Below are 18,052 nucleotides of genomic sequence, written 5' to 3' on the forward strand. Positions count from 1 at the left end.
TTGCCGGAGACGCGGATGCCCGCCTCGCCGGGATCGATGGTGCCGAGCGGCGCGATCAGGTCGACCTGGCCGCGCGGCACCTCGGGCAGCGGCTGCAGCGTCGCGATGCCGGCGCCGGTGCTCGGCGTCTGCGGCGACAGCGTGACCCGGCCATAGTTGTCGTATGCGCGCTTCGGCGGCGTGTAGACCTGGGTGGTCTTGGAGCCGCGGCCGGCATTGATGTCGCCCTCCGCCGACCAGGCGATGATGTCACCGCCGAAGGTGGTCATGATACGCGACAAGCCCAGCAACAGGCTGCCCTTCGAGTAGATGTCGATATTGCCCGTCCCCTGGGTGACGTTCTGGGTGATCAGGCCCGACGATGCCGGCGGCACGACGCCGTCGACACCGAGGACGATCCGGCCGCCCGGCGCGAGCAACTGGATGTCACCGCCGGCCATGGTGCGGATGCCGGACCCGCCGAACATGGTGATGTCGCCGGCATAGCTGATCGGCGTACCGCTTGCATCATGATCGGGGAAGAGCACCGCGATGGCCTGGCGGCCACGCAGATAGGAGCCGGGGCGCGGGCCATTGGCATCATTGAACTCGCGGCCGCCCTCACGCAGCTCCCAATAATACACTTGCCGCAGGAACACGGCCTGCTGGTCCGGCGGCAGCGCCGCGAATCGCGCGCGCGTGTCCGCATCGGAGCCGCGGAAGCCATACTGCTGGGAAAGCCAGTCGGCGAGCTCCTTCTCGTAGGTCTTGACCACCTTGCCGGGCTGGTCGGCGAGCGGAACATTCTTGTTGGCAAGATTGGCAGGATCGAGATAGCGCACCAGGCCGGCATAATTCGCGCCTGCGGCGCCCGCCGTCATCACCACCGACGCGCCGGAGCGAAGGTCGCCGGGCACAACCGGTCCGAGGCTGGTCACCGCGCCCTTGTCGGCCTGGTAGATATGGCGCCCCGCCGATACCATCAGCGTGCCGGGACCCGCGACCTGCAGGTTGGCATAGAGAATGTCGCGCCCGGCCGACACCACCGAGACGTCGTTGTCGCCGGTGTGCACGATCAGGTTGCTGGTCCTGTTCGCCGTGGATTCCGAATCCGATGTACCGATCGGCGTGCCGAGGCTGACGATGTCGCGCCCCGCGATCAGGCGCATCGGCTTGGCCGCCACGTACCAGGTGCTGGCCGTTGTGGGATCGGTGCCGGTGACCACCTCGCCGCTCTTGAAGCCGACGATATCGCCGGTCGCGGCATAGATCAGCGCGGACGAAGGGTCGCTCGCATGCAGTTTGCTCGCCGTGTTGGGACCGAACGCGAACAGCTCGACGCCGCGCGGCTGGAGAATATTGAAGTTGTTCGAAATCGTTCCGGTGCCGTTGGTGTTGGTGATCCTGTCCGGCTCGCCGCGTTGCCACCCGACGAACGCCGGCTGGACCGGTGTCGCCAGCGCGCTTGGGTCGGCGCCGGAGATGTTGATCGCGTAGCCGCTGGCATAGATCGAGCGAGCGGCCAGCAGTTCGAGCTGTCCCGTCGGCGACGGCGCCAACAACAGCGGTGGTATCCCGGTCGTAGTGTCGCCGGGAGCGTAGGCCCCGTAATAGATGCTGCCGCTCGCCGCCTGCACCGTCAGCGTCGGCGGATACACAAAGGCGTGGTCGGTGTCGGTATCGATCGTCGAAGCGCCGGACAGCCGGTTTTGGGTGGTCGGCATGAGGTTGCCGCCAGCCGATACAACGTTGATCGCGGTCTCGTTGCGCCACAGGCTGAACCAGGTGACGCCGCCGCCGACATGGGCGGTGCCTGCAGCCGTGTAGCCCGTCGTGTTCTGCAGCAGCACGCGGCCCGGATCGGCCGCGCCGGACAGCACGAGGTCGCCACGCGCCGACAGGTTGACCACCGCGTCGCCGGGGATCACCAGCGGCCCGCCGAAGCCGATGCCGCTGTTGGCGGTGTACAGATCCGGCCAGCGCGGATCGAACGTGGTCTTGGTGCCATAGGTCAGGTTGATGCCACCGATGGTCCCGGCCTGCAGATCGATCTGGCCGCGCAGGTTGACCAGCACGCCGCTGGTATCGCTCCGCGATGTCGAGGCGTTCAGCGTCGGCTGCAGCGGGTTGAGCTGGCCGCCGACCCTGAACAGCAGGTCGCCGCCACCGGTCAGGATCGGGGGTCCGTCGGCGGTGATGCGCCCGGTCGAGCCGATCGCGATGTTCAGCGTCGAAGAGCTCGAGGCCATGTTGTTGCCGCTCTGGGTGCCCAGCACCCCGGCATCGCCGCCGGCCAGCACGGTGACGTTGCCGCCACCGAGCGTGCCGAAGCCGGCAAAGCCGAGCAGGATCGGCGATGTGGAGGGATCAGCCGGCTGCGGCAGCGCCAGACTGCCGAAATTGATCCACCATGCCGTGCGCTGGCCGGCAATGTCGCCGCCCTGGCGCCACAGCCAGTTGCCGGGATTGCCATCCTGGTTGCGCACCACGGTATTGCCGCTGTTGAGCGCAAGACCGCTTAGGTTGCGCTGCGCCGCCACCAGCAGGTTGCCGCCGCCGTCCGGATACCAGGCATGATAGACGCTGTTCGGGCCACCGTTGACCAACCCCTCGTAGAACGCCCCGTTGCTCCCGAGGACCGAGCCGTCGAGCAACTGGCCGCGCGGCAGATCGTACTGGTCGTTGCCGGTCGGCAGCAGCGACGGTGTACCTGCGGTGTAGATGCCATAGGGCGTGCGAACCGTCAGATCGCCCCCGCTCAGCAGTTCGAGATCACCGGTCCCCGTGCGCAGCACGTTCAACATCGAGAACTGCAGCTGGGCGGTGGGGCGGGTGCCCGCCGAGATCACCGCCATGACGGCCGAATCCGCGAGCACCAGGCTGCCGGGATTGGCACTGCGCGGCCGCAGGGCGCGGCTGTCGGCGGCAGCGAGGTCCGCCCCCGCCACGAAGCGCTCCGACCACGATTGCGACCCTGCCGGCAGCATCGGCGCCGCGGCCCAGATCGCGCTCGTGGGCGGATCGTTACGCAACTGCACCAACGCCGCATTGCCGGGCAGCTTGACCGACGTGCCCCCCGGAACAAGGGCTCCCATCGCGAGGGTCAGGCTGCCATTCAAGATCAGCGCGGCGGGCAACGGCACGTTCTTCGGCCATACCATCGCATTGACGTTAACGGTCGTCGCGAACAGGTTGCCGGCGCCGAGGATCACGCCGGCCGGCAAGGTGGTGGCCTGCCGCAGCAGCGTGCCGCGGGCGTAGATCACAGCGCCGGTGGCATTGCGCACATCCGCACGCAGCACCGTGCCGGCCGGCAGTTGCAGCGCGGTCCGCAATGGCGTGTCGACAGGCAGGGTGATGTTCGCGGGCAGCGTAAACTGCTTCACCGGCAGGTCGTAGTTCAGCACGCCGCCTCTCTGGAAAGCGGTGCCGTCTGCCAGCACTACGCCGCTGCGCGGGATCACCACGTCGTTGCTGTAGGGTTGGAGGCCGCTCACCAGCAGCCGCACGACCTGCGGCGTATTGGGGGCACTGGCCCCCGCCGGCTGCGGCGTACCGAAACCGTCGCTGACGTTGCCGTAGACATTGAGATTGCCGCCGGCGCGGATCACCAGCCGGCCCGGCTCGCCGGAGCCATAGATTGCCGTCCTCTGCGTGTTCGGATTGACGCTGTCGTAGCGATAGCCCGCGAGATCGATGTCGCCGGAGATGGTGAGATCTCCGGTCGGCGTCGCGCTGGTGATTTCGACGCCCGGCCGCAGATGGAAGGCATTGGTATAGGCGCTCAGGCCCTTGAGCCGGGTCTGCAGGTCGCCGTTCTGCAGTGCGCCTGGCGTATGGGTGGTCGGGTTGCCCGACATGAACAAGCTGTTGTCGGCATCCACGGTGGCCATCAGCGCCTGGTTGATGATGCCGCCGGTCGGCTGATACGAGCGGAAGCCGTTGACCGCGATGCTGCGCGCGCCGGCGATCGTAACCGCCCTGCCCGTCGCCACATCAATGCCGGCATCGATTGCCACGTCGTTGGCGCCATCGCCCGTCCCGCCCGCGCCGCCGAGCCGCGGTGCGTTGAGTTCGACCGTGCCGCGCGCGACGGTATCTGTGGCGGCGGAGCTGACGTCGATGCGCGCCCCGGGGACAAGACCGAGCCGGCCCCGGGTCGTGGTCAGCTCGACGATCGCGCGGTTGGGCGCGTCGATCGGCTTCTGGTAGCTGTCGACCCGCAGCACCGTACCATGGGCATCGAGCACGGCAGTGCTGCCGAGCACGAGATCGTCGCGCGACGACAGCCGGATCGTGCCGACGCGCTCGCCGCTGGCATTGACCGTGCCGTTGACAGTCAGCCGGCCGCCATCGACCGACACGGTGATGCTGTTCGCCACCAGCTCGTCGCCGATGGTCAGGTCGCCCTGCTTGATCTGGAAGCTGCGGGCGCCGACCACACCACCTGCGGTGAGCCGCCGGTTGAGCCCGGCGAAATCGTCGACCGTCTGGCCGTGGACGTCGATGCTGCCGGCGAGATACGGCACCAGCGTGCCGCCGGCGTCATAGCGCCCCGAGGCGCTGCCGCGCACCGTGCCGGCCAGCACGACATGGCCGGCGGCGGCGTCGACCGCCGTCACCGACAGCGAGCCGGCGCGATTGTTGGCCGCCGACATGTCGATCAGCGATCCACCCGACTGGACGACGTTGCCATGGGCGCTCTCGATGATGACGTCGCCGCCCCAGCTGTAGCGTGTGGCGTCCAGCAGCGTGACGGCGCGCCCTGTCATGTCGATGCGCGCGGCATCGGTCAGAGCGATGTCGCCATTGGCGGACACCGTGAGCTTGCCGCTCGGCAGCACCACGGCGGTCGCCACCGTTACGGTGCTGCCCTTCAGCCCGACCTCGGCGCCGAGCGCTGCAGCCGCGGCCGCCCCGGTATCACCCGAACCGCTGACATTGAGCGTGCCGCCGGCGGTGATACGGTTGATGGAGCCGGCGTCGCCGGTCAGCACCGGCGTCATGAGGTTGAGGTTGCCGCCGCTGTAAGTGATGCCGACGCCGGACTGGTAGGCGCTCTGGCTCTCATAAACTGACAGCGTGTTGCGGTTGTTGGCGGTGATGCGGCTGTGCGCCGTGATGTTGACCGTCGAGAAGCCGAGCGCAAGACGATCCAGCGTCACCTGCGTATCAGGGGTGGTGCCGCTGCCATAGCCGAACACCACCTCGTCCGCGACGATGTTGAAGGTGCCGTGGCCGGTGCCGGCGCCACCGGTGATCACCGCACCGGGCGGCACGCTGCGCGGCCCGGTGCCGCCGCGGCGCTGAGCACGGTCGTTGATGCCGTTCCAGATCAACTGTCCGGTGGTGAGCGTGGCGCTGTCGCCGGACGTGCCGAGGCCATAGATCGCCGGCGTGTTGAGCACCAGCGTGCGCAGGCTGGAGCGCCCGGTTGCGGCATCGATGGTCGAGAGATTGAGCGAGCCAAAGACATTCATCGAGGCCTGCGCCGACAGCACCAGCCTCTCCAGCTTCGGCGCGCCAGTCAGGGCGTTGCCAGCCAGCAGGCGGCCGAGCACATCCTGGTTGAGCACGAGGCCGTCGGGCAGCACGCCCGCGGCGCGCGCCGCGGCGATCGCCGCCGTATCACCGATGTTGATGCTCGGCGTGGTCAGGGCGAGATAGCGTGCGCCATAGCGCATGCCGTCGGCGATCGACAGCGCTCCCTTCTGAACGCCGAAGGCAAGCGTGCCCTCGGTCGTGATGGTCGCGGCGCCGACGGTAATGCCGCCAATGGTCGACCCGTCGATTGCCGCCTGCGGAATGTCGACAAAGCCGTTCGAGACGATGATCATGTTGCCGGACGATTGGTAACTGTAGCCATCACTCGCCGGCATCACGGTTGCGGCGCCGGTACCGACTGTATCGATGCGTGCGCTATCCTCGATCCTGAGGCCGCCATTCCCCGCCCTGATAAAGACTTCCGGCGCCCGCAGCACGGCACCGCCACGCACCACGACCGTATTGGCGAAGCCGGTGGTCGCGACATAGCCGTTCACGATGTCCAGCACCTGGCCGCCGCCGATCGCGAGCCTGGCGGCGCCGAGAGCATTGAGATCCGCCGCGCGGACCGACGCGAAGCCCGCCGTCGGCGAAGTACCGTCGCCGAGGATTTCGAGCGACTGGCCCAACATGTTCGTGGGGGTGTCGATGCTGACCACGCCGCCATAACCGCCCTTGCCGGGGGTGAACAGCACCTGGCCGGCGAACGAGAACGACGGGCGGTTCGACGTCTGCGCCGCGAGAAGGAGCTGCAGCGTGCCGGCGTCAGCCGGAAGACTCGGCCGCGGCTGCCCGGTACGCGCGGCGGTCGCCAGCACGAAGCTGGCGTAGCTCTGTTCGTTGTACTGCGAATAGCTGCGCACCGCGACGCCGGGTGTGATGATCGCGAGATTGGGCAGGCTGTTGCGAATGGCGGTGTTGGCGACGCTGCCGACCACCGACGTCACGAACGAGCCGTTGGGCAAGACGGCGACGTTTGTCCCGAGCTGGCTCGTTGCGCCGAGCTCGACGCGGAATGCGCCGGGCAGCAGCGCATAGGTGGCCGGCATCAGGGTGTAGGTGCCGGCCGCAAGACCGGGCACGCCGCCGCCGACCGTGATGCGCTGACCGATGGCCGGCGCCGCTCCCTGGGTCGCCGGCACCACGGGCGCATAGGCCGCCGACGCGCCCGGCACGATCGCGAACACCTGGTTGCTGAGGCTGCTGTAGGTATTGCCGGGATTGGCTGCCATCAGCGGGTTGGCCAGCGCGTCGACCGAGCCGCCACGGCCACTGACGAAGCCAGCGCCGAGCAATTCGCCGCCGCCGGAGAGATCGAGCAGCGCGCCTGCGGCGACGGTCACCGCGGGTCCGCCCAGGCTGACACCGCCGACCACCGTGCCCCACCCATCGATGCCGTTCTGGACCGGCGTCAGCTCGGCGCCGTTGTAACGATAGGCGATGCCGTCGACCGTGCCGCCATAGGGGATCGTAAGCCCTGCAGCGCTCGACGAGGTGACGCTGCCCGGCAGCAGATCGAGCTGCTGCACGGCGACATACCCTCTGCCCGCATCCGCCGGGCCACCGAGAACGAGTGCGCCCAGCGGCGCACGCACGATGCCGCCCTGCGCGATGGTCTTGCCGTAGACCGTGAGCTTGCCGAACACCGAGTACGGCACCGCCGGCATGTCGGTCGTGGTGCGGCCGAAACGCACGAGATCGCTGGCGGCGACGAACGCCCTGGTGTTGCTGACCGGATAAATCTGCGCCGCATCGAGCTCGAGCGTGCGACTGCCATAGGTGTTGCCGATGACGCGAATGTCGCCACGGCTGGTCACCGTGACCTGATCGATGCCGGCGATGCTGGTCACCGCCGAAGAGCCGTCGACCAGCGTAATCCCGAGATTGAGCGGTTCGAAAGTGCCGGCGAGATCGACGAGATCAGCGGTCAACGTCAAACGGGCGGTACTGCTCTTGGATGGCAAACCGCTCGGCGTGGTGCCGAAACCAGGTTGCCGGTCGCCCGCGGCACTGCCGGGACGGGGCTCGACCGCGCCTTCGCTCGGCGAGTACGAAACACTGCCGAACGAGACGTACGATGCGGCGAGATCGATCCGCTCGTTACCGTTCTTGGCGACGAGATTGCCCGAAATCTTGAGGTTCTGGGGGAGCGTGATGCGAACATCGCCATCGAACGCGATGGTCTCGGAGTAGAGGCGCAGACTGCCGAAGCCGCCTGCGACGACCTGATCGGCGCCGATCCGGCCATGTCCGAACTGCAGGGCGGCGTCACGCTCGCCCCACGCCCGATCAGGTGCAAGGCCGCTCGCGCCGGCCTGCTGTGCGACCTCCAGAATGCGGAACTTGCGCACCTCGTCCGGGGCCGGCCGGTCGACCGGAGTGGCGTAGCTCGGCGTCACCAGGGCCAGCGACAGCGTGCCGCCGGCCGCGCCCTCTCCTCCCGCACGCGCCGTCATGGTGCCGTCGAGATAAAAGCCGCTCAGGGTGCTGATGGCGATGCTGCCGCCGGCGGTCGTCAGCGTCACCGGCCGCACGGTCGCCCCGCCACCCGCACCCGCCTCGACAAAGTCGATCACGGCACTGGTGCCCGAGGCATCCAGACGCGCGCCGGAGCGCACGATGATAAAACCATTGCCGGCGGGAGCGATCGGAGCCGGCGCGTCACTGTCGTCGCCCAGGATGATGCGGCCACCGGAATCGGCAAAGCCATAGCGGCGACCGGAGCGATCGATCGCGACGGCGCTTTGGCCCGCGACGTCGACAACGGCATTGCTGCCGAGCCAGATCGAGCGTGCCCCGTTATAGGGATCGCCGGAGCTGCCGTTCTGCAGGATACTGATCCGGCCTCCGGCGGCGGTCAGGCGGCCGTCGACTGTGATCTGGCCGGGGCTGCGCAGGACGATGGCGCGCCCCGGATCGACCGTGACGGTCGCCTGCGTGCCGATCGTCAGCGATCCCCTGTTGGTGTCGAGGTTCGACTGCAGCGAGAGGTCGGCGCCGCCACGGCGGGTCAGGCGGCCGCCGACCGGATCCTCCTGGTAGAGCGGCGGCAGCCATAGCGTCAGCGCCGAGGATGGATCGCTGCCGGTCGCAACCCCAGCCGCATTGTCGGCCATACGGTAGACGGGCATCACCGCGTTCAAGGCGACGCGATCGGCAACCATCAGGCCGAGGTGGCCGTTGACGTCGTAGCTTGCAAAGCCGCTGCTGAAGAGTGCCGTGCCGATGCTGGTCAACGGCGCCACCGCATAGGCGCGCGGCGCGACGGTGCCTGCGGGGATCATGGTGCCGGCAGTGAAGTGCAGCGCCACCGGCGCGATATCACCGACGTTGAACATCACGCGCGTGGCGTTCAGCACGATACCGTTGGGAAAGATGCCGGGATCGACGTAGAGGCCGAGGGGCAGCTTGGTCGACGCGTCGGTTGTGATCCAGGTGTTCGGCGGGACCGTCATGCCGCCGTAGTAGACGTTACCCGCGAGGTCGGTGAAATTGATGGTGCCTGCGGGAACGGTCCAGCCACTGGGGCCGATGAGGAGCGGCTTGTCCCTGGTCGCGCTCACCGTGACAGGCGCCGGCGCGGCGGTGCCCGGCGCGAGATAGGTAATGCTCTCGTCGTAATTGAACGGCACGGCAGCGCCGGCCGCGATGAACAGATCTTCCGCGAGCAGCAGGTTGACCGGCGCCTTCTCGCCGGCTGCGAGCACGCCGTCGTTTGCCAGTGCCTTGCCGCCGATCACGATCGCAGGGCCGCTGCCGATGGTCAGCGTGCCGCCGCCGGCGACGCCATAGCCCCGGATCGTCGCGTTGGGAACCAGACGGCCGCCGACCGAGGGGCCAAGGACCGAGCGATCGTCCGCGACCAGCGTGACGTTGCCGCCCTTGCCGCCCTTGATCTTGCCCGAGGGTAGCAGCGCGGCACCGGAGGAGACGTCGATCGTGCTGCCGCTCTCCAGCGTCACATTCTGCGTGGAGTTGAACGCGACGTTGCCGCCATCGACATACGCCGCGCCGGACACCGCGGAGGGATCGGCCTGCGCGTTGGTCCACAGGCCGCGGGTGTCGATGGTGGCGCCGGCACGCAGCGTGAGTTGCGACAGGCCGCCTGTGCTCAGCAGCGCATACGGATTCAGCGCCTTGTAGTCCGGCCGCAGGATATTGCTGACGGTGACGCTGCCGCTGCGCGCGACGATATCGGCCTTGATGTCGACGACCGGAGCAATGAGGCTGACCTGTGCGCCCGGAGCAAACGCCAGCCGTGCGTCGATGGAAATGGATCCTGATGTCGCGATGCTGAGGCCGCCGAGACCGAAGCTCGCGAGCTGCGCAGCATCGAACCAGCCGGTGTTGATGCGGTCCGCCGGCAGCGGCGCCGCGAGATCGATCCCGTCCGCAGCCTTCGGCGGCCGCCCGATGACGACCCCGGTGTTATAGGTCCCGGCGAGGCCGGTGGCGTCGTAGCGGCCGACCGCAAGCTGACCCGCACGCGCCACCGTCGACTGGGTCAACTGGTAGCCATCGGTGACACCGGCCGGACGCGCGGCGACCTGGCGCAGGCCGTTGATGACATCGGCAACGATCGCGCCCTCGAACAGCGGCGTCGGCGTCGACAGGACCAGGCGACCGGCATCGCGGCCGATGGTGTAGCCATCCTGCCAGATGCTGCCGCCGACACCGAGCGGGCTGGCGTAGATTTCCGTCAGCTTCGGATCGACCTTGCCGCCCTGCTTGTGCTGAACCATGAAGCCGTTCACCACGGCCGTGTAGGTGAGATTGCCCGGTGCGCTATTGATGTTGTAGATGCGGCCGTCGCTGCCGAGCACGTAGCTCTGCTGCAGGAAGCCGCCCTGATAGGCGACCGAGCCGCCAGAGACGTTGAACACCGATCCGGCACGCGCCACGACCTCCGGTGCCGCGAGCGTGATGGTGCCGCCGACGGCGGTCCACTCGCCGATCGTGTGCGCGGTGTTGGCGAGATAGCCGGAGACCTCAAGCAGTCCCCCGCCGGTGTAATAGCGGTCGGAGGCGTAGCCGCCGGTGCCGGCGGGCAGCAGCACCAGGCTGCGCGTGTCGATCCATAGGTTCTGGTTGATCAGCGCGCCGTTGTCGCGGTTCTGCGGCGAGTCGCGCAGTTCGTTGCCCTGGACGTTGACCTTGATGGCGTTGGCGTCCATCCGCACGGTAGCGCCGCGTATACCCGATACGTCGATGGTCGCACCGCTCCCGGTCTGAACCCGCCAGCCGGCGCTCACCACCACCTGGCCGCCCTGCGCCAGGGTGTTCGAACCGCCGGCGAAATCCACGGTGCCACCGGTGACGATCTCGATGCGCGACTGGTCCTTGCGGTCGGAGAGCCTGGCGAGATTGTCGAACTGGCCGAAGTTCAGGCCCGCGCGGGCGAGGTCCTGCGCGACAGAATCCGCGATCTGCGCATTGCGCTGCGAGTTGAACGCCGTGTCGGCGGACTCAATCTCAGGAAGCACCGCGCTCCAGCTGTTGCCGGTCAGTGTGACGTTGCCGGCCGCATCGCTGGCGGAGTTCAGCAGATGGATCGTGCCACGCTGGTTGACGGAGGTGGAGGACAGCAGCACGCCGTCCTGGATCAGGGCGTGGCCCGCCATCGTGATGTCGCCTTGCGTCGCGACGACAAGGCCGCTGTTGACGACGCGGCCGCTGGTGACGCTGCCGAGCGCAAACAGTGGAGCGACTTCGCTGCCGCGCGTGGTCGACGTCTGGTTGGCATCGGTGCTGTATCCCCTGCGCAGCGCGAAGGCATCACCGGCCGCGAGCAGCGCCTGGCCTTTCGGCGTCAGGATGGTGCCTGCGTTGCGCACCTCGGTGCCGAACAACGCGACAAAGCCGCCGCCTGACGTGGCCTTCGACGGCGGTGCCGTCGTCAGCAGCGCCCCCGCCTCGACGATGACGGCGCCACCAGCCCCGGTGAAACTCGGCAGATAGCTGTTGCCGCTCTGCGACGAATAGATTCCGCTGGTGAGCAACTGGCTGTCGGTGATGTTGGCCGTGGACGCGATCAGCGAGCCGACATTGATCTGGCTCGCGCCGCCGAAGATGATGCCGTTCTGGTTGATCACCAGCACCTGGCCGTCGGCCCTGATGCCGCCGAGGATCTGGCTCGGGCCGAGGTTGCCGGTGACGCGGTTCAGCGCCGTCCAGTTGCCGTTACCCTGCTGGTCGAACCTCACCGTGGTGCGCGCGCCGACATTGAAGCTCGACCAGTTCAGCACCGCCTGCGGCGCGGTCTGGCGGATGTTCACGTCGGTGCGGTCGCCGCTCGTCGCCTGCGTCGGCAGGTTGGCGCCCTTCCAAAGGTCCGTCCCCGGCACCGCGCCCGGCGCAACCTGCAGTCCGCCGGCGGCAAGGCCGTTGGGCACGACGATCTGCGGCATGGTCAGCGAGCGTTGCGTGCCGTTCGCGGCATCACGCGCCGCGGCCTGTACCGCCTGCATCGACTGGACCGCCTGCGCGGCACGCGCGAGCGCGCTCTGGGTCTGCTGGCCGGCCGCAGCCGCCCGCTGCGCCATCGCGGTCGCGGCATCGACTGCCGCAGCCGGTGGCGCAATGGCGACATTGGGCGCGCCGCCGAGCGTCGCTGCCCGCGCGGGAACGCCGCCCCCGGTCAGCACCAACAGGCTCGCGCCAGTGAGCAGCGCGGCAATGCGGCGAGCATGGGCGGAACGCGGCAGCGACAACGCAACAAGGACGGAAGGCGCGGCAGAGTGGACGGTCATCGCGGATCTCTCGACAGTGAACGCGGGCTGGAGCCGCCGGCCGACGATCGCCGGAAGACCCCGATGCCCTTAGACGCTCCTGCCGGGACGAGTTTGCAAAACACCCGACCATTTTTTTCCGACAGATGCCGCGGACGTTAGAAGACGTTCCAGCGGCGCGACATGACGAAACCGTGACGACTGTGTTTCAGCCGACCAGTACGAAGCCGCCAGGCAGTGCCGTGACGCGCGCACCGAATGTTTCGCGCAGCTGGGTAATCACCGCATCGAGCCGGTCGAGCTTGAACCGCGCCGTGACGCGCCGCTGCCCCAGCGCCTCGCTCATCAGCACGATGCGTCCGGGCCGATAGCGGTTGACCTCCTCGACCACGCGGGCCAGCGGCTGGTCGCGGAAGAACAGGTCGCCGCCGAGCCACCCCGCCACCGCGACCGTATCGGCGCTGACCGGCTGGCCGAGTCCGCTTGCGCTGTAGGTCGCCTGCTGCCCTGCGCCCAGCGCGAGCGAGATGCCGCGTTGCGCGACGCCGATACTGCCGCCAAGACAGGTGACACAGACGTCGGCGCCGTCGTGGCGGATGTTGAAGCGCGCGCTCTCCGCCCACACGCGACCATTCGCCGCAATCACCTCGACCCGATCCGCTGCGGTCGCAACCACCGCCTCGCCGACGATCAGTTCGACGCGATCGACCGGCGCGTCGGGCGTGGCGCGGTGCAGGTTGAGGCTCGTCCGAGTGTTGAGATCGATGGAGGCGGAGGCCGTCAGGGCAATGCGCTGCTGCTCGCCCGTTCCGGTGCGGACATCGGCAGCCAGCGCACCGAGCGAGGGCCACAGCTCGAGCGGCGGCCGCACCGCAAGGACACCCGCGCCGGCGACCGAGGCCGCCGCCAGGCCGCCGAGCACCAGCCGCCGGCTGACCGGACGCGCCGCCGGCTGCAGCGTCGCTCGCGCCTCCGCTTCCGCTCCGGCGGGCCGCAACCGCGCGAGCGCCGGGCCATAGGCCTGCCAGCGCCGGCTCGCATCGGCAAAGGCGGCGTCATGGCCCGCGCTGCGCGCGCGCCAGCGCGCCAGCGCCGCGATATCGGCCCTGGTCGCATCGCCCGAGGTCATGAGCAGGACCCATTTCCAGGCTTCGCGCTGCACCGGCACGCGCTCGTCCATCGGGTCCTCGGAGGTGGTCATGGCTTGTGGAAACTCGCTGTTCTGTCCCGGTTGTCAAACACCTGTCGTGGCGCTGCTATCCTTCAGACGATTTTGGCGGGCCATTCGTGCAATCGATCGGTGGATCGGTGACGCGTTCCGCCTCCAGCAGGGCGATGGCGCGGTCGAGCTCGTAGGCCACGGTGCGCCGCGACACCCCCATGCGCTCGGCGATGGCATGATGGGTCAGGCCTTCGAGGCGGGAGGCCATCAGGATGGCCCGCGTCCGCTCCGGCAGGGTCCGCATCGCCCGGTCCAGCGCCTCGATCTCGAGCCGCGCCTCGGTCTCGCGCGCCGGCCCCGGCGCGGCGTCGGCGACGTCGAGCGCCGCCTCGATCTCGGCGCGGCGCGCCCTGCGGCCGTCGGCACGCAGGCGATCCATGGCGGCATTGATGGCGATGCGCAGCAGATAGGCCGGCGGATTGCGGACCGCGCCGACCTCGTCGTCCCGATGCAGCCGCAGCCAGGTGTCGTGCAGGCTCTCGCTCGCCAGCTCCTCCGACCCGAGTTGCCGGGTCAGGCGAAGCTTGAGCTCCTCATACCTGTCTACCAGCAGCCCGCGCAGCGCCGCCCACGTCGTTCCTGCCATCGACCAACCGAAAGCGCTCGACACGGCAGTGACGCCCCGCACGGGACGATCACGGCCGCAGCCTATTGTGACGATCTGCTGACGGCAGCTCGGCAGCGGCCTGTCTAGCGAGATTACATGACAGATTGACTACTGTGACCCGGACAGCGTCGGCCGGCAGTCGCTGGTCGCAGCCATCGGCCGCGGCGCAATGGCGACGATCACCGGCTGCGGCAGGTCGGCTGGCGGCACGACACGGACCGCGATCCCCTGCAGCGCACGGCGCAGCGCCTCATCGCGCTCGGCGCTGCCCGTGGAGCCGACCAGCGCATTGCGCGCCAGCGTGCCGTCCGGCGCGATCCACAGCTCGAACACGATGCGATAGTCTCCAGGCCGCGTCCGTGCATCGCGGCACAGGCTCTCGATGACCTTCGCCTGCAACGCGCCGACGAAGGGACGGTTGCGCGCGACCGGCGCGGCCGCGCTGTCCCCGGCGACTGCAGGCGCGAGCGTGATGCTGAAGGTCTCGACCTCGACGCGGCGGGCGACGAGGCCGCTGCCGGCGAGCAGCATGCGCAGCGCCACGTCCGGCGGCAACCGCCCGGTCACGGCGCCGGAGCGGCGTCCCGCCGTCAGCCGCGTCTCGTACAGCACCTGCATGCCGCTGACATCGATATAGGCGTTGAGTGCCGCATCGAGATCACCGGCGGGAATGTCATAGGTGACGGTCGCGGGCGCTGCGGCGATCGTTCGCAAGGACATGATCGCGGTGGCGATCGCCAACACGAGCAGCACCGCGCGCGTGCGACGCCACCCGCCCGCGATTGCCAGACCCGTCCATGGCACGATGCCGCCGATCACGCTGCCGCCGCCGTCAATCCCGGCCGGCGTTCAAGCACGGATCGGCGGTCGGCAACAAGTCCGCCGCGTCAAGGTGGCAACCGTCACTGTGACGGCAGGTCGATGGTGTCGCAGTTGGTCCGCCCGGACATCACGCAGTCCTGCAGGCGGCTCATCCGTGTCAGCTCGCGGGTGAGCCACAGGCCGACCACCAGCAGTACGGCGGCGATCAGCAGCCCGATCAGCGCCCCGCGCCGGTTGTCGCCGGCCTTCCCAGCCGCTTTGGAAGCGGCCTTCGGAGCGATGTTGGGACCAACCTTGTGACCAACGTTGGAACCGGCCGCCTGAGCGGCCGGATTATCGCCATCGGGCTTCGGATCGCTCATGACGGACGATTGCGCCGGCGACACGGTGGTGGGGGCGACAGGAGCCCGCCGCGTGATCTGCGGCCGTCGCCGGAGCGCGCGGCCTGCCTGCCGGGTTCCTTGGCCGGGTTCAACGGCTGGTCCATCGTCTCACCAAACTTTCCTCGCCGGTGCGGCATCCCGCGCCAGCGGACACACATCCCGTCAATGGTCGCGGCGGCCGGCCGGTTCACGCGCAGGCTCGCGCAAGATGCCGGACGCTCCGGGGGCCGTCCGCGCGGCTGGCTCCGGATTTCCATCGAATCCGGCCCGCAGCGCTTCGGCGCCCCCTGCGACACCATAACGCATATGCCATTCCTGCGGAGCCCGTCGCGTGAATAATCCGCAAGGGTCTGCAAAATCGCGACATTCAGACATCAGCGGCAACACTCCGGTGCATCGCTCCGACCGCTGGTGCACAGCGGCTTGATGACCGTGCGCAACGCCGGCCGCCGCACCGCAGCGGGACTGCGATCTTGTGATGCCATGAGCAAACATGGATAGTTTTGCCGGCTTGGGGGCGGGTCGCCGGTGATTCTGTCACCCTCATCGGCACCGGGCGACATGTCGGCAGGCGTCACGACCGCGACGCGGCGCATCGCCCGACCGGTCTGCCCGGAAAGGAAGACTGGTTGCTCCACGGTATCGGCGCCCCGCTGCGCATCGCCCTGTTCCGCCGGATCTGGCTCGCGAGCCTTCTCTCCAATCTCGGCCTGATGATTCATGGTGTCGGCGCCGCCTGGGCGATGACCCAGATGACGTCGTCGGCCGACATGGTCGCGCTGGTGCAGAGCGCGCTGATGTTTCCGGTGATGCTGCTGTCGGTCACCGCCGGCGCGATCGCCGACATGTTCGACCGCCGCATCATCGGCCTCTCGGCGCTGGCGCTCGGCGCCACCAGCGCCACGACGCTGTCGGTGCTGGCCTGGCTCGGCCTGCTGACGCCGCAGATCATCCTGGTCTTCACCTTCCTGATCGGCTGCGGCATGGCGCTGTTCGGGCCGTCGTGGCAGGCCTCCGTGAGCGAACAGGTGCCGCCCGACACCCTGCCCGCCGCGGTCGCCCTCAACGGCATCAGCTACAACATCGCTCGCAGCTTCGGCCCCGCCCTCGGCGGCGTCATCGTCGCGACCGCCGGCGCGGTCGCGACCTTCATCTGCAACGCGCTGCTGTACCTGCCGCTGATGGCGGTGTTCTTCATGTGGCGGCGCGTCACCGAGCCGTCGCGGCTGCCGCCGGAGCGGCTGGGCCGCGCCATCGTCTCGGGCGTGCGCTACATCGTCCACTCGCCGTCGCTGCGCATCGTGCTGTGGCGCACGCTGGTCACCGGCATCGGCGGCAGCTCGATCCTGGCGCTGATGGCGCTGATCGCCCGCGACATCCTCGGCGGCGGCGCCCAGACCTTCGGCATCATGCTCGGCGCATTCGGCATGGGCGCGGTGGTCGGCGCCCTCAATGTCGGCACCATGCGGCGGCTGTTCAGCAGCGAGGCCGGCGTGCGCATCTGCCTGCTGACCATGGGGATCGGCATCGGCATCGTCGCGCTGAGCCGCACCCCGGTGCTGACCGCCGCAGCGCTGGTCATCGCCGGCGCCGGCTGGACGCTGTCGATCACCCTGTTCAACGTCGCCATCCAGCTGTCGGCGCCGCGCTGGGTCGCCGGCCGCGCGCTCGCGACCTTCCAGGCGGCGATCTCCGGCGGCGTCGCCATCGGCAGCTGGGGCTGGGGCCATGTCGCCGATGCGCTCTCGACCAACCATGCGCTGCTGATCTCGGCGGGGCTGATGTTCGCCTCGCCGCTGCTCGGGCTGTGGCTGCGCATGCCGACCGCCGGCGGCCGCGACGACCAGCCGGTCGATCCCCTCGCCGATCCGGAGGTGGCGCTGGCGATCACCGCGCGCAGCGGCCCGATCGTCATCGAGATCGAGTACCGCGTCGACCAGGAGCGCGCCCGCGAGTTCTTCAGCGTGATGCAGGCGGTGCAACTCGGCCGCCAGCGCAACGGCGCCTATGGCTGGTCGATCGCCCGCGATCTCGCCGATCCGGAACTGTGGACCGAGCGCTATCACTGCCCGACCTGGAACGACTTCCTGCGGCAGCGCAACCGCACCACCGCGTCCGAGCGGGCGCTGTTCCAGCAGGCGTCGGACTTCCACCTTGGCCCCGATCCGGTGTTCGTCCGCCGCATGCTGGAACGACCGTTCGGCTCGGTGCGCTGGAAGGACGAGACCCCCGACCGCGCCCCCGCCGAGGTGCTGCCGGTGCAGACCAATGTCACCAGCGGGGCGTGACGAACCAGCGCATGGCTGGCACAATGGAACCGGAGCCGGCCGGCATTCATTGCCGGGCGCAGCTCCCAAGGTGATCCGGAAACAGGATTGGGGTCATGGATAAGCCGACGAAGACTGACGCCGAACTGATCGCGATCGCCATCGCCGAGCTCGGCGACCACGGCTTCCACCCGGACGGCCTCAACATTTCGGTGATCTCCAGCGGCGACCGCTGGGAGTTCCGGACCGCCGCGACCACCGAGGCCGAGGATGCGCCGGGTTACGCCGACTGCGTCGCCAGGCTGGTGCAGATCGGCGATCACCTCAGCGCCCAGTACGCCCGCGCCGGCTGAGGCCGCGCGCCGCCCCGCGCACGCTTCGCTTCACGCAGCTGTGACCCCACGGGGCAACGGATATGCTGCTCAATAGTGAGGCAGACGTTCGGCAGGCTTTTGCGATTCCATGGGATTTCGTGATCGACAGCTGCCGCCGCCTCACCG

At 68.8% G+C, this 18,052-nt stretch carries 7 protein-coding genes; 2 read left to right on the forward strand and 5 right to left on the reverse strand.

All coding sequences use genetic code 11. The features are described from left to right. The 5 genes from JQ639_RS35015 to JQ639_RS35035 form a co-directional block, all read right to left on the reverse strand. On the reverse strand, positions 1 to 12,272 hold a 12,272-nt coding region (locus JQ639_RS35015), incomplete at its 3' end, for a filamentous hemagglutinin family protein (protein WP_211971023.1). A gap of 187 nt (positions 12,273 to 12,459) precedes the next feature. Next, positions 12,460 to 13,452, reverse strand: a complete 993-nt coding sequence (locus JQ639_RS35020; protein ID WP_211971025.1) for a FecR family protein — start codon at positions 13,450 to 13,452, stop codon at positions 12,460 to 12,462. A 55-nt stretch (positions 13,453 to 13,507) separates the two neighbouring features. Beyond that, positions 13,508 to 14,059 carry an RNA polymerase sigma factor gene (locus tag JQ639_RS35025; protein WP_211971027.1) on the reverse strand — a complete coding sequence of 184 codons (552 nt, stop codon included), beginning with the start codon at positions 14,057 to 14,059 and terminating at the stop codon, positions 13,508 to 13,510. A gap of 129 nt (positions 14,060 to 14,188) precedes the next feature. Further along, positions 14,189 to 14,833, reverse strand: coding sequence for a TonB C-terminal domain-containing protein (locus tag JQ639_RS35030; protein ID WP_211971029.1), 645 nt, complete (start codon positions 14,831 to 14,833; stop codon positions 14,189 to 14,191). Positions 14,834 to 14,982: 149 nt separating this feature from the next. Beyond that, the gene (locus tag JQ639_RS35035; RefSeq protein ID WP_249123737.1) at positions 14,983 to 15,264 is read right to left on the reverse strand and encodes a DUF2273 domain-containing protein; all 282 of its coding nucleotides are present in this window, start codon (positions 15,262 to 15,264) and stop codon (positions 14,983 to 14,985) included. A 650-nt stretch (positions 15,265 to 15,914) separates the two neighbouring features. Here JQ639_RS35035 and JQ639_RS35040 point away from each other — a divergent pair. Next, positions 15,915 to 17,573 carry an MFS transporter gene (locus JQ639_RS35040; protein ID WP_249123739.1) on the forward strand — a complete coding sequence of 553 codons (1,659 nt, stop codon included), beginning with the start codon at positions 15,915 to 15,917 and terminating at the stop codon, positions 17,571 to 17,573. Between the two features lie 95 nt (positions 17,574 to 17,668). Next, entirely contained in the window at positions 17,669 to 17,905 is a 237-nt protein-coding gene (locus JQ639_RS35045; RefSeq protein WP_211971037.1) for a hypothetical protein, read from the forward strand. Positions 17,906 to 18,052: the final 147 nt, after the last annotated feature.

Source organism: Bradyrhizobium sp. U87765 SZCCT0048 (assembly GCF_018131225.1).
Lineage (GTDB): Bacteria > Pseudomonadota > Alphaproteobacteria > Rhizobiales > Xanthobacteraceae > Bradyrhizobium_A.